The sequence below is a fragment of the Mucilaginibacter humi genome, from assembly GCF_013087555.1.
In genome coordinates this window covers 23,886-36,763 of record NZ_JABFCR010000002.1, presented here as the reverse complement: position 1 = coordinate 36,763, position 12,878 = coordinate 23,886, and the positions used below count along the sequence as shown (strand labels likewise).

The window sequence follows — 12,878 nt, the reverse complement described above, 5'->3', positions numbered from 1 at the left end:
AGCTCTCTCTTTATATAATATGATATTAGTTTCCTAATTCAGACATAAACTTTATCCGCATCAGTTGTACTTCTTCGCGGGTATAATCATCGCTGCCCAGTTCGGCCAACGCGTCATCTATAGAATCAACCTCGGCTGTGCGGAAGTAATCAAATACCTCTTCCTGTTTATCCTCGTCTATAACCTCATCAATATAATAGTTAAGGTTTAGCTTGGTTCCCGAGTTTACAATGGTTTCTACCTCTTTTAAAACCTCTTCATAGGTTAATCCTTTTGAGGCTGCTATATCATCCAGGTTTAAATGCCTGTCGATATTCTGGATAATAAATACTTTAAGCGCTGATTTGTTGGCTGCGCTCTTGATCACCATATCAATCGGGCGATCGATATCATTATCCTCTACGTATTTAGCTATCAGATCGATAAACGGCGCGCCAAATTTCATGGCCTTACCCGCACCTACACCCGAGATCTGTTTTAACTCGTCCTGGGTGATAGGATAATGCGTACACATTTCCTCTAACGATGGATCCCGGAACAATACAAACGGCGGCAAACCTTTTTGCTTGGCTATTTTCTTGCGCAGGTCTTTCAGCATCTGTAACAGCTGCGTATCTAAAGCCCCTCCTGCTTGTTTAGGGCCGTCTGCATCGTCATCGTCATCAGCTGCTTCTATTACACGGTTAAGTATAAAACGAATACTATGCGGGTTATCTAAAAACGAATGACCCAACTTAGTTAACCTTAGTAAACCATACTGGTCGATATCTTTAGACAGGTAGTTATTCAGTAAAGCCTGGCGCAATAGCGAGTTCCATAAAATTTCGCCGTCATCTTTACCGGTACCATAAAGCGGCAATAAATGGTGCTCATAATTATGGATCTGTTGCGTTTCAACCCCCATCAAAATATTAATGATGTGGTGATCATCAAACTTCTCGCCTATCTGTTTGATCAGGTTTAATGCTTTATGCAATTGCTCCTCGGCGTCAAAATGTGTTTTTGGCGCGCAGCAGTTATCGCACATATTGTTACAGCCGGCTTCGTTAAAGTTCTCGCCAAAGTAGTGTAATAATTGTTTCCGGCGACATACCGACGACTCGGCATAATCAATAACTTCTTTTAATATCTGGGTACCAATTTCGCGTTCAGAAACCGGCTTATCTTTCATGAATTTTTGCAGCTTATCAATATCCTTTTGCGAATAGAAAGCCACACAAACGCCTTCGCCGCCATCACGTCCTGCCCTGCCTGTCTCCTGGTAATAACCTTCCATGCTTTTAGGCACGTCATGGTGAATAACGTAACGCACATCGGGCTTATCTATACCCATACCAAAGGCTATAGTCGCTACAATAACATCCACATCTTCCATCAGGAACTTATCCTGCGTGTCGGCCCGTACTTTGGGGTCGAGCCCGGCATGGTAAGGCAATGCCTTTATGCCGTTTAATGAAAGTGCTTCGGCTACTTCCTCAACCTTTTTACGGCTAAGACAATATACAATGCCGGATTTCCCCGGTTTTGCTTTACGTATTTTACAATCTCTTTTATAACGTTACGCTTCGCACGCACTTCGTAAAACAGATTGGCCCTGTTAAATGATGATTTATAAACCGTGGCATTATTCATCTGCAGGTTTTTCTGGATATCCTGCTGTACTTTTGGCGTGGCTGTAGCGGTTAAAGCTATAATAGGGATATCGTCGCCTATATTGCTGATAACCTGGCGTATCTTACGATATTCGGGCCTGAAATCATGCCCCCACTCTGATATACAATGCGCCTCATCAACTGCCACAAACGACACCGGTTTAAGCGTAAAAAATCGACATTCTCTTGCTTGGTTAATGATTCGGGCGCAACATACAGCAATTTAGTTTTGCCGCTCAGTACATCCTCTTTAACCCTTATTATATCAGCCTTTGTTAAAGACGAATTTAAAAAATGCGCGATGCTGTCCGATCCGCCAAATGCCCTTAACTGGTCAACTTGGTTTTTCATTAAAGCAATAAGCGGCGAAATTACTATAGCAGTACCCTCGCTCATCAGCGCGGGCAATTGGTAACACATGGATTTACCACCACCTGTAGGCATAATAACGAAGGTATCGTTACCGGCCAAAATGTTGGTTATAATCGCTTCTTGCTCCCCCTTGAAATTATCGAACCCGAAAAAGTTCTGCAGGTTATCAAAAAGCGACTTCTTTGTTTCTATCATTATTTTACTGGTAGATGTTGTTTTAAAAGTTTAAAGTAACAAAAATTTATGAATAAACGATAGATTTACTTAAAAATTTTATACTCAAATGATTATTCGTACGAAAACAATTTGTTTATTTATTCTTTTATATGGTGTGACACTTTAAGCTATTTATTATTTAGTATTGATTAACGATTATTTAACAGATAAATACCCACATTTGCGATAGTTATACCAAACTATATTTCTACAATTTAACAATGAATAAAAACTATTATGCCATTATTATGGCAGGCGGTATTGGAAGCCGTTTTTGGCCAATAAGCCGCACCTCGCACCCAAAACAATTTATTGACATATTAGGAACCGGCAAAACGCTGATACAACAAACGTATGACCGCTTTTTAAAAGTATGCCCTAAAGAGAATATTTTTGTGGTAACCAATGAAAGTTATACAGATTTGGTTAACGCGCAGTTACCTGACATGGCCAGCAACCAGATCCTGACAGAGCCGGTTATGCGTAATACAGCCCCGTGCATAGCTTATGGCTGTTTTAAGATACAAAGCATCAACCCCGACGCTGCGATTGTTGTAGCGCCCTCTGATCATCTGATATTAGATGAGCCGAGGATTGTTGCCACCATAGAAAAATCTTTACAAACAGCAACCAAGCACCAATGCCTTGTAACTTTGGGTATAAAGCCATCAAGGCCCGATACCGGTTATGGTTATATCCAGTATACCGACAATGTTATTGACAGCGATTTTCATAAAGTAAAAACCTTTACCGAAAAGCCTACACTTGAAATAGCCAAAACTTTTTTACAAAGCGGCGATTTTTTATGGAACGCGGGGATATTTATATGGTCGGCTAAAGCTATTGTTAGTGCGTTTGAGCAGCACCTGCCCGACATGAACGATATTTTTGCCGAAGCACGCCCACACTATAACACCGACAGCGAACGCACCCACGTAAACAACGCTTACCTGCAATGCACCAATATATCTATTGATTATGGTATTATGGAAAAGGCTGACAACGTATACGTGCTGCCGTCAGAATTTGGATGGTCTGACACGGGTACCGGGCATCAATTTATGACCTGGCCGATAAAGATTATGTGGGCAACGCTGTTATCCCTTCAGAAAAAGTGATCATGTACGATTCATCAAACTGCATGGTTAACATGCCTGATGATAAACTGGTTATTTTACAGGGACTACATGATTACATTGTAGTAGAATCAAACAATACGCTATTGATCTGCCCGCGCGACCGGGGAACAAAACGTTAAAAAGGTTGTGGCTGATGTAAAGGCACAGTTTGGGACGAAATATATTTAATATTAGTGATTAGAGATTGGTTGATTAGAGATTAGTTCTTTTTGATACCTTTTAAACAAAAGGCGCCTGATTACAGGCGCTTTTTGTTTAAAAAAATTATTTTTATAAATTTAATCAACTAATCATCACAATTAACCCCATAAATTATGAACTCTTCATTAGTTAACTGGCCCGCTGTATTGGTAGCGGCATTATCAGCCTTCGCCATTGGCGGCGTATGGTACAATCCAAAAGTATTTGGCACAGCCTGGATGGTGGATAGCAAACTCTCGCAGGAAGAAATTCAAAAATCAAACATGGCTAAAACGTTTGGTTTTACGGCCTTGTTTGCAGTAATATCCTCTGCTAACTTAGCCGCGTTTTTAGCCGACCCAAAAACAGACCTTGCACGGGGCGCAACCGCTGGCTTTTTAGCCGGGATATGGACATTTGGCGCTATAGCAACCCACAGTTTATTTGAAATGAAAAGCTGGCGCCATATTTTTATTAATGGCTTGTATAGCATGGTATCGCTAACCATCATGGGTGCGATATTAGGGGCGTGGCGATAACTTTATTGTCATTCTGAGCATAGCGAAGAATCTGCCGCCCGTCGATTGCAAAGTTTACAGATTCTTCGCTATGCTCAGAATGACAATGTACATTATTCTATTTTTACCTTTCTATCAGCTAATAAATTAAACTGGCATTCTCTGCCTAATAGCCTCATACAATATAACCGCCGTAGCCACTGACACGTTCAACGATTCTATCTCGCCATACATTGGTATCTTGGCCAAATGGTCGGCAATGCGAATAATATCATTACGCACACCGTCCTCTTCCGATCCCATTACAATGGCTGTTGGCGCGGTGTAATCGGGTTTATAAATAAATTCTTTGGTTTTTTCTGTACAACAAACCAGTTGCAAACCTGATTCCTGCAGGAATTTTACCGTTTGCATAAAGTTATCGTGGCGGCATACGGGAATTTTGTACAACGCCCCTGCCGAGGTTTTAATAGCATCAGGGTTAATCTGTGCCGAACCTTTGGCCGGCACTACAATGGCATGTACGCCGCTGCATTCGGCTGTACGGGCTATAGCGCCCATGTTACGTACGTCGGTAATAGAGTCAAGCACCAAAATCAGCGGCACCTCTCCTTTCTCAAAGATCTGCGGGATGATGTCCTCTATCTTTTGGTAAGTTATCGGCGATATAAAAGCGATAACCCCTGGTGATTTTTCATGGTGATACGGTTAAGCTTTTCCACCGGCACCTGTTGGGCTATTATCTGGTACTCGGCCAGTAACTCTTTAAGCTCTGTAAGCAAACCACCACCAATACCACGCTGTATGTATAATGATTCAATTTCTTTACCTGCCTTAATGGCCTCAATAACCGCGCGGATACCAAAAACTACCTGGTTACTTTCGCGGGGTTCCCTGTTATTATTATACATTTTACAATCAAATTAAGGGTGCAAAAATAGCCATATTAATTAACTTTGTACCGCAGGGCGATGATGCTGTTTTTGATTTATAAGTTTTCGGTTCAATTACCCAAATTATTTTATTAACAACACTAAAATCACGACACTTTACAGCTAAAATTTATATTTCCCAACAATCGGCTGTTAATAACAAGTGGCTAAATTTTACTGTTTTGGGCGTTTTGCCTTTTGTAAAAAAAAGATGTCAACGGTGGATAAATACGCCAATATTTAGTATATTTTTGAACCAATGAACTTTGAGAACGACAACCCAAATTACAAGCCGAATACAAGCGATAAACGTAGCCGGATTACTAACCCTACCCCTTACACCGGGCTGGGTAAATTACCCCCACAGGCAACCGATCTGGAGGAAGCTGTGCTTGGTGCATTAATGCTGGAGAAAGATGCGCTTTCGTCAGTTATTGATATTTTAAAACCCGAGGTTTTTACAGGGACAATCACCAGAAAATATTTAAGGCGATACAATACCTGTTCGAAAAACATCACCGGTTGATATCCTGACCGTTACTTCGCAATTGCGCAGCCAGGGCGAACTGGAAATGATAGGCGGTGCTTATTATATTACCGAACTAACCAATCGTGTGGCATCGGCAGCGAATATTGAGTTCCATGCCCGTATCATCATTCAAAAATTCATTCAGCGCGAGCTGATCCGAATCTCAACAGAGATCATTAACAGCGCGTACGAAGACACTACAGATGTTTTGGACCTGTTAGATAAGGCAGAGAAGAACCTGTTTGATATCGCCCAAAACAACCTTCGTCGCGACTCGCGTAAGATGGATGACCTGTTGCACGAGACCTTAAAAGAAATTGAAGCATTAAAAGATAAAAAGGACGGCCTGACCGGTGTGGCTTCAGGATTTACCGATCTTGACCGCATGACCTCGGGCTGGCAAAAATCCGACCTGGTTATTATTGCGGCCCGCCCTGCAATGGGTAAAACGGCTTTCGTACTAACCTGCGCCCGTAACGCCGCGGTTGATTTTGAAAAGCCGGTTGTCGTATTCTCTTTAGAGATGTCATCTGTTCAGTTGGTTAATCGTCTGGTATCCGGCGAGACAGAGATCGAGCAGGAAAAGATCCGTAAGGGAACTTTAGAAGAATGGGAATGGCAACAGATCCACTCTAAAATTGGCCGCCCGGAGCAAGCACCATTAATTATTGACGATACCCCTGCCCTCAATATATTCGAGTTCCGCGCCAAGTGCCGCCGTTTAAAATCGCAGCATGATATCCAGCTGATCATCATTGACTACCTGCAGTTAATGCAAGGCAAGTCGGCCGATGGCAAAGGTGGCGGTAACCGCGAGCAGGAAATTGGTAGTATATCCCGTGCGCTAAAATCAGTAGCAAAAGAATTAAACGTGCCGGTAATTGCCCTGTCGCAATTAAGCCGTGCGGTCGAGAGTCGCCCCGTGCTTCCAAACGCCCAATGCTTTCGGATTTACGTGAGTCTGGCTCTATTGAGCAGGATGCGGATATGGTATTGTTCCTTTATCGCCCTGAATACTACGGCCTGGATGTGGATGAAGACAATAACCCAACCAAAGGTGTGGGCGAGGTTATTATAGCCAAGCACCGTAACGGCGAAACAGGTATTGTACGCCTGAAATTCGTAGGTAAATATGTGAAGTTTACAGATTTAGATACCAGCGACAGTTTCCCTGCACCGGGAGCGGCTTTCGCAGGCTTAAACCCGTCAACCGATTTTGACAAGCCAAGCAACTTTATTATCCGCCCGTCACGGATGGATGATATTGATGATGAGCCGCCGTTTTAATTAATACCCCAATTAAAATATCAACCCCAACACCACCCCGATAACTATAACTATCGGGGTTTTTATTTTGGTAAGCTGCAACAACAGGAAAGTGCTTATCATAATTAAATAAGCCATCCAGTTACCGCCGAAAGGCTGCACCAGTAAAATAAATGCGGTAGCCATAAAACCTACCGCTACCGCGTTTATGCCGCTAAGCGAGTTTTTTATACGGCTAATTTTCTTCAGGTCATCCCAAAACGGAACGATGAAAAGGATCAATATTATTCCCGGCGAGTTAATACCGATAACGGCAATCGCGCTGCCTAATACTTCGCCGCCTATTCCGTATCCTTTATTGCCTAAGGTTATCCCACCTAAAAAAGAAGTAAAAGAAAACGTTGGCCCCGGCAATGCCTGTTGCAAAGCATATCCCGATAAAAACTCCGAACTGCTTAAATAATGCTTTACCTCAACAAACTCGGTGTACATTAACGGAACCAGCACCGGCCGCCACCATGTATCAATATACCGTTACGATAAAAGTTCTCAAACAAACGTATGGGCAAACTAAATGGCGATGTTTTGTTAACCAACGCACCCAAAGCGGCGAAAGCCAGCAGCACCCCAATAAAGTAAGCAGCCTTGTTAGGGTTTACATTAGCGAAGAGTTTGGTGCGCAGCTCGGTTTCTTTAGGAGAGCTTTCTAAGGCGGATGATACGATCCCTCCCAACAATATCAATATCGGGAAAGCATAAGCGTTTTGAAGGATAAGGGTAACGATCAACGATCCTATAGCTAACATGGTGCTTACCTTTGTCTTTAAAAACCGGTTAGCAAAAGTATAGGTCGCGTAAGCTACAATACCTACTGCCATTGGATGAATGAAACGTAAAACACCCGCAACCTTGCCATGGTCTGCAAACATTTTGTAACTGATTGCCGCCAGCACATGATAGCTGCCGATGGTAAGATCCAAAGTAAGAAAGTAACTATAGCCAGCCAGGTGCCACCAACCTTCCAGGCAATACCCACCAAGGTTTGGGTGGATGACGGGCCAGTAAAACTTGTGCCGGGGCATTCAACTCCATTAATTCTTCCTCGGTAATGTACTGGCGTTTTTGTACAAACTCGCGCAGCATAATTGCGATATGCCCCTGCGGGCCTCCAAACGCACTTAGTGTATACAAAAAAGCATCACTTAAAAAAGCAGCTGGCGTTTTTTCATATTGCCACAGCCCCCTTTAAATCTCCCCGGTTGGGGAGACTTTGAATAATAAAACCTTTAAAAAGCCTTCCCTACCGAAGAGGGTTGGGTGGGGTCTAATAATCATCGTCATCATCATAACCTATAGCCTCACGGTAAACTGCCTGCAACTCATTAAAAGCATGATTATCGCGCTTGGCTTTGGTAATTTCCATGCCTTTTTCGTAAACTTTTACAGCGTCGTCTGTACGGTTAAGTGCTTCGTAAAGCTTGCCCAAATGGTAGTAAGTTCCCGAGTATTGCGGGTGATTGTTTACCAGGTCCTCATAATATTCTAAAGCTTTATCCACCTGATTTAAACGGAGATACTCTGTTGCCAGCGCATATTTTAAAAACTCGTCATTGGGTTCGTTCTTTATAAATTCCAGCAGCTTCTCTAATCTGTTTATCTCCATTTTTATACGCTATGTTTTTTAACTAAATTTGTAAAAACCTATTTTCTATGAAAGTACTTGTGTGCATTAGTAACGTTCCTGACACCACCACAAAAATAACTTTTACTGATAACAACACGCAATTTAATACAAACGGCGTGCAATTCATTTTAAACCCTTATGATGAAATAGCCCTTGCACGTGCTATAGAATTAACCGAGGGCAATGGCGGAACAGTAACCGTAATAAACGTGGGTGATACCGGAACTGAAGCCACCATACGTAAAGCTTTGGCCATTGGCGCTACCGACGCGGTACGCATAAACGGCAAGCCACATGATGCCCGGTATGTGGCTTATCAAATTGCACAATATGTAAAAGCTAACCCATTCGACCTGATATTAACCGGGCGTGAGTCGATAGATTATAACGGATCAAAAGTTGCCGGAATGCTGGGCGAATTGCTTGATCTGCCATCTGTCTCCATCATCAAAAGGCTGGATATCGACGGTGATAAAGCCACGGTTGAGCGCGAGATTGAAGGCGGTAAAGAATTATTAACTATACCCCTGCCGTTTGTAGCCGGTGCTGCCGAAGGTGTTGCCGAACCTAAGATCCCAAATATGCGCGGCATTATGTCGGCACGTACTAAACCCCGGTGGTTGTTGAGCCTGTTGAAGTACAAACAAATTCAGAAATTATCAGTTATGAAACACCGGCCCCACGCGGACAGGTAAAACTGGTTGCCGCCGATGACGCTGCCAAACTAGTTGAATTGCTGCATACCGAAGCGAAGGTTATATAATTATTAATAAACAAACTATGTCAGTTTTAATATATGCGGAAAACGCGGATGGCAAATTCAAAAAATCAACTTTTGAAGCTGTAAGCTATGCCCGCGCTATTGCCGATCAGAATAATACTACGCTTACCGCCATTTCTATAGGCGATGTTAGCGCCGATGATTTAAATAGTCTTGCAAAATACGGCGCTGATAAAATATTAAATGTAGCTAACACGCAGTTAAAAAACTTTGTTAACCAGGCTTACGCAGCTGTAATAGCCGAAGGTGCTAAGAAAGAAGGTGCTGATGTTGTGGTGTTATCCAACTCGTTTTCGGGCAGAGGATTAGCACCACGTTTAGGTGTAAAATTAGATGCGGGTGTGGTTGATGGTGCAGTTGCTTTGCCGGAGCAAAACGGTGGTAATTTAACCGTTAAAAAACAGCGTTCTCAGGTAAAGCTTTTGCGACGGTTCAATTAACATCAGCCAATAAAGTTATAGCGCTTATACCAAACTCCTACAAAATAGTTGAGAGCCCCAAACCGGCAAAAGTTGAAGATTTTAACGTCGAAACAAAACCCTCGGATTTTAAGACGATGTTGAAGGAGATCGTTCGATCGACAGATAAAGTTTCATTACCCGATGCGGAGATCGTTGTATCAGGTGGCCGCGGCTTAAAGGGGCCCGAAAATTGGGGCATGATTGAAGAACTTGCTGACCTGCTGGGCGCTGCCACCGCGTGCTCAAAACCCGTATCAGACGCCGGCTGGAGACCGCATAGCGAGCATGTTGGACAAACCGGTATTGCTGTCAGCCCAAATTTGTATATTGCAATAGGAATTTCGGGCGCTATACAGCATTTGGCGGGTATAAGCTCATCAAAAGTAATTGTGGTGATAAACAAAGATGCAGAAGCGCCATTTTTTAAAGTGGCCGATTATGGCATTGTTGGCGATGCCTTTGAAGTGGTACCAAAATTGATAAACGCTATTAAAGAACATAAAGCCTTGGCATAAGGATTTGTTGCGATGGGTAATAACATGAAAAAATAAAGCTTGATATCGTTGGCTTGTCTTACAGCCAAACACAATCGGGCGCGTATGCATTGGTTTTAGGCGAAGTAAGCGGCCGCCGCAGGCTACCCATTATTATAGGTAGTTTTGAGGCTCAGGCTATCGCTATTGAAATAGAAAAAATGACCCCAAGCAGGCCATTAACGCACGACCTGTTTAAGAGCTTTGCCGAAGCATATCATATCATGGTACAGGAGGTTGTGATTTACAACCCGGTAGATGGAATTTTCTATTCAAAACTGATATGCAGCGATGGTAAGAAGGTAATGGAGATAGATGCCCGCACATCCGACGCTATTGCGATAGCGGTAAGATTTGAATGCCCAATTTTCACCTATGAGTTTATCCTTTCAAGCGCGGGGATTGTAATAGAGGGTAATGATTTTGTTTACCTTGAAAACATTACAGAAACACCCGAAGAAATAACACCGGTTACTTCAGCAACTGCAGGGTTCGCCTCGTTGAGCACAGATGAGTTAAAAACCAAACTACAGGAGGCCATCAGCGAAGAATCATACGAGAAAGCGGCCAAGATCCGCGATGAGTTAAACAGAAGGAAAGCTTCTTAATATTGGATTGCGAATGTTGAATTTCGGATTTAATATATGAAAAACGCACTGTTAATATTCATTGCTTTAGTTTGCCTTACTGCCTGTAATTCACACAGCGATAAAAAAACCGCCTGGACAAAGGAGTATGAAAACAAGCTATATAAGCAAATTGACGATGCTGCTAAACCGAGGATCCCTGATGAAAACAAGCGATCGGAATTAGTAGTATATACACTTAAACGTTTAAAACAAGCATTACCAAACGGTTTGGAATCCGTATCGAATGATAGCCTTCAATCAATAAGTGCTAAAATTGGGGCCGACTACAGTTCTACGCACAAATATGCTGCTATCGGTGTAAGATCTTTTGTTAAGTGGACACCTAAGGTTGAACAAGCTATCAAAGAATATATCTTAAGGGATAAGCCAAAGGATGGCGATAAACTTTATAATTGTGTCTTATTAAAAATCAAGAAAGCTTACCCCGACTCATTAGCGGTTCCCTTTGACCGCGATTTGCTCCTAAAATTTGCCAAAGAGTGCAGTTCAGGAGCTAACTGATCTCTAATCATCAAATAACTAATCACCCCCTTTTCCATTTCACATAAAATTCATTACTTTCAGGCTTTATTTTTAACTGATCGTAATTAATTTAACCCGGCTGTATGAATATTAAGTTTCGCCTGATATTAATGAATTTTATGCAATTTTTTATATGGGGGCCTGGCTGCTTACCATAGGTGCATATTGGTTTCAAAACAAACAATGGTCGGGCGCACAATTTGGGGTGATATTCTCTACCATGGGTATCTCGGCCATTTTTATGCCGGCCATTACCGGTATAATTTCAGACAAATTCATTAATGCCGAAAAGTTATATGGCACCATGCATATCCTGGGTGCTTGTGTGCTTTTTTCATTACCGCTGGTAACTAATCCTACCACTTTTTTTTGGGTCATGTTGTTGAATATGATCTTCTACATGCCAACCTTATCCTTATCTATAACTGTAGCTTATTCGGCATTAAAAAACAGTAATATTGATATTGTTAAAGAGTACCCACCCATCCGCATATGGGGCACTATTGGGTTTATTGTAGCTTTGTGGACCGTTAGCCTAACGCATAACGAAACGTCATCCAATCAATTCTATATCGCGTCGGCCGTATCGTTAACCTTGGGAATTTATTCATTCACCTTACCAAAATGCCCGCCGTTATTAAATAAGGTTGATAATAAAACCTTTGCGAGCTCATTAGGATTAAATGCTTTTGCTTTATTTAAAACGTCAAAGTTTGCTATATTTTTCGCATTTTCTTTACTGTTAGGCGCCGCCCTGCAACTTACCAACGCATACGGCGATACTTATATCCACGATTTTAAAAACATCCCTGCCTATTCAGACACGATCGCGGTAAAATATCCGGCAATTATTATGTCGATATCACAGATCTCAGAGACGCTTTTTATTCTTGCTATCCCTTTCTTCCTGCGCAGATTTGGTATAAAATACGTAATGCTGTTTAGCATGCTGGCCTGGGTATTGCGTTTTGGTTTATTTGCGTTTGGCAACCCTGCTGAGGGTTTATGGATGATTATACTATCATGTATAGTGTATGGCATGGCGTTTGATTTCTTTAACATTTCAGGCTCGTTATTCGTAGAAACACAAACTACACCCGAAATAAGAGGCAGCGCGCAAGGTTTATTTATGATGATGGTTAACGGCTTCGGCGCTTTGTTTGGCAGCTTTGCAAGCGGCGTTATCATTGATAAGTTTTTTACCATGAGCAATCAAAGTAAAGACTGGCATGGCATATGGCTTTGTTTTGCGGTTTATGCCCTGGTTATTGCCGTTATCTTCCCGTTTGTGTTTAGATATAAACATAATGCAGCTTTAGAACGTGCAATACAAAACGTACAACATTAATATTTTTTTGAATCGACCTACTTTTCATTAACTGATGAAAAACATTATCGCAAAGAAAACGACTGTGCAAACTGTGGGACAGAACTACAGGGCAA

10 protein-coding genes and 5 pseudogenes are annotated in these 12,878 nt (G+C 42.1%); 9 read left to right on the top strand and 6 right to left on the bottom strand.

Annotated features, from left to right (window positions below; translation table 11 throughout):
* Positions 1 to 25: 25 nt before the first annotated feature.
* Positions 26 to 2,216: pseudogene (gene recQ, locus HK413_RS00725) on the bottom strand (DNA helicase RecQ).
* A 245-nt stretch (positions 2,217 to 2,461) separates the two neighbouring features.
* Between recQ and HK413_RS00720 the strand changes: the two are divergent.
* From HK413_RS00720 to HK413_RS00715, 3 genes are all read left to right on the top strand, one after another.
* Positions 2,462 to 3,358 carry a mannose-1-phosphate guanylyltransferase gene (locus HK413_RS00720; protein WP_262886710.1) on the top strand — a complete coding sequence of 299 codons (897 nt, stop codon included), beginning with the start codon at positions 2,462 to 2,464 and terminating at the stop codon, positions 3,356 to 3,358.
* Positions 3,325 to 3,498, top strand: a complete 174-nt coding sequence (locus HK413_RS18865; RefSeq protein WP_262886709.1) for a hypothetical protein — start codon at positions 3,325 to 3,327, stop codon at positions 3,496 to 3,498. Before HK413_RS00720 ends, HK413_RS18865 begins: the two co-directional genes overlap by 34 nt.
* Positions 3,499 to 3,693: 195 nt before the next feature.
* Positions 3,694 to 4,098 carry a DUF1761 domain-containing protein gene (locus tag HK413_RS00715; RefSeq protein WP_175268778.1) on the top strand — a complete coding sequence of 135 codons (405 nt, stop codon included), beginning with the start codon at positions 3,694 to 3,696 and terminating at the stop codon, positions 4,096 to 4,098.
* Positions 4,099 to 4,224: 126 nt separating this feature from the next.
* Here the strand turns inward: HK413_RS00715 and rlmB are convergent.
* Positions 4,225 to 4,988, bottom strand: a pseudogene (rlmB, locus tag HK413_RS00710) (23S rRNA (guanosine(2251)-2'-O)-methyltransferase RlmB).
* A gap of 280 nt (positions 4,989 to 5,268) precedes the next feature.
* On the opposite strand from rlmB, the pseudogene dnaB reads away from it, so the two are divergent.
* Positions 5,269 to 6,825, top strand: a pseudogene (gene dnaB, locus HK413_RS15870) (replicative DNA helicase).
* A 12-nt stretch (positions 6,826 to 6,837) separates the two neighbouring features.
* On the opposite strand, the gene HK413_RS20385 reads toward dnaB, so the two are convergent.
* The 4 genes from HK413_RS20385 to HK413_RS00695 form a co-directional block, all read right to left on the bottom strand.
* Entirely contained in the window at positions 6,838 to 7,311 is a 474-nt protein-coding gene (locus HK413_RS20385) for a chromate transporter (protein WP_317169149.1), read from the bottom strand.
* Entirely contained in the window at positions 7,296 to 7,733 is a 438-nt protein-coding gene (locus HK413_RS20380) for a hypothetical protein (protein ID WP_317169148.1), read from the bottom strand. Before HK413_RS20380 ends, HK413_RS20385 begins: the two co-directional genes overlap by 16 nt.
* 64 nt (positions 7,734 to 7,797) lie before the next feature.
* A complete protein-coding gene (locus tag HK413_RS20375) occupies positions 7,798 to 7,995 on the bottom strand; it encodes a chromate transporter (RefSeq protein ID WP_317169147.1) in 198 nt (65 codons plus the stop codon).
* Between the two features lie 133 nt (positions 7,996 to 8,128).
* A complete protein-coding gene (locus tag HK413_RS00695; protein ID WP_175268777.1) occupies positions 8,129 to 8,467 on the bottom strand; it encodes a heme biosynthesis protein HemY in 339 nt (112 codons plus the stop codon).
* 47 nt (positions 8,468 to 8,514) lie between these two features.
* On the opposite strand from HK413_RS00695, the pseudogene HK413_RS00690 reads away from it, so the two are divergent.
* The 5 genes and pseudogenes from HK413_RS00690 to HK413_RS00670 all read left to right on the top strand — a co-directional run bounded on the left by HK413_RS00690 (position 8,515) and on the right by HK413_RS00670 (position 12,783).
* Positions 8,515 to 9,251: pseudogene (locus HK413_RS00690) on the top strand (electron transfer flavoprotein subunit beta/FixA family protein).
* 17 nt (positions 9,252 to 9,268) lie between these two features.
* Positions 9,269 to 10,245: pseudogene (locus HK413_RS00685) on the top strand (electron transfer flavoprotein subunit alpha/FixB family protein).
* Positions 10,246 to 10,298: 53 nt separating this feature from the next.
* Positions 10,299 to 10,871: a bifunctional nuclease family protein gene (locus tag HK413_RS00680; RefSeq protein ID WP_217451892.1), complete on the top strand. Its 573-nt coding sequence runs from the start codon at positions 10,299 to 10,301 to the stop codon at positions 10,869 to 10,871.
* A gap of 36 nt (positions 10,872 to 10,907) precedes the next feature.
* Positions 10,908 to 11,414, top strand: coding sequence for a hypothetical protein (locus tag HK413_RS00675; protein WP_175268776.1), 507 nt, complete (start codon positions 10,908 to 10,910; stop codon positions 11,412 to 11,414).
* Between the two features lie 154 nt (positions 11,415 to 11,568).
* Complete coding sequence (locus HK413_RS00670; protein ID WP_317169146.1) at positions 11,569 to 12,783, top strand: nucleoside permease; 1,215 nt, start codon at positions 11,569 to 11,571, stop codon at positions 12,781 to 12,783.
* Positions 12,784 to 12,878: the final 95 nt, after the last annotated feature.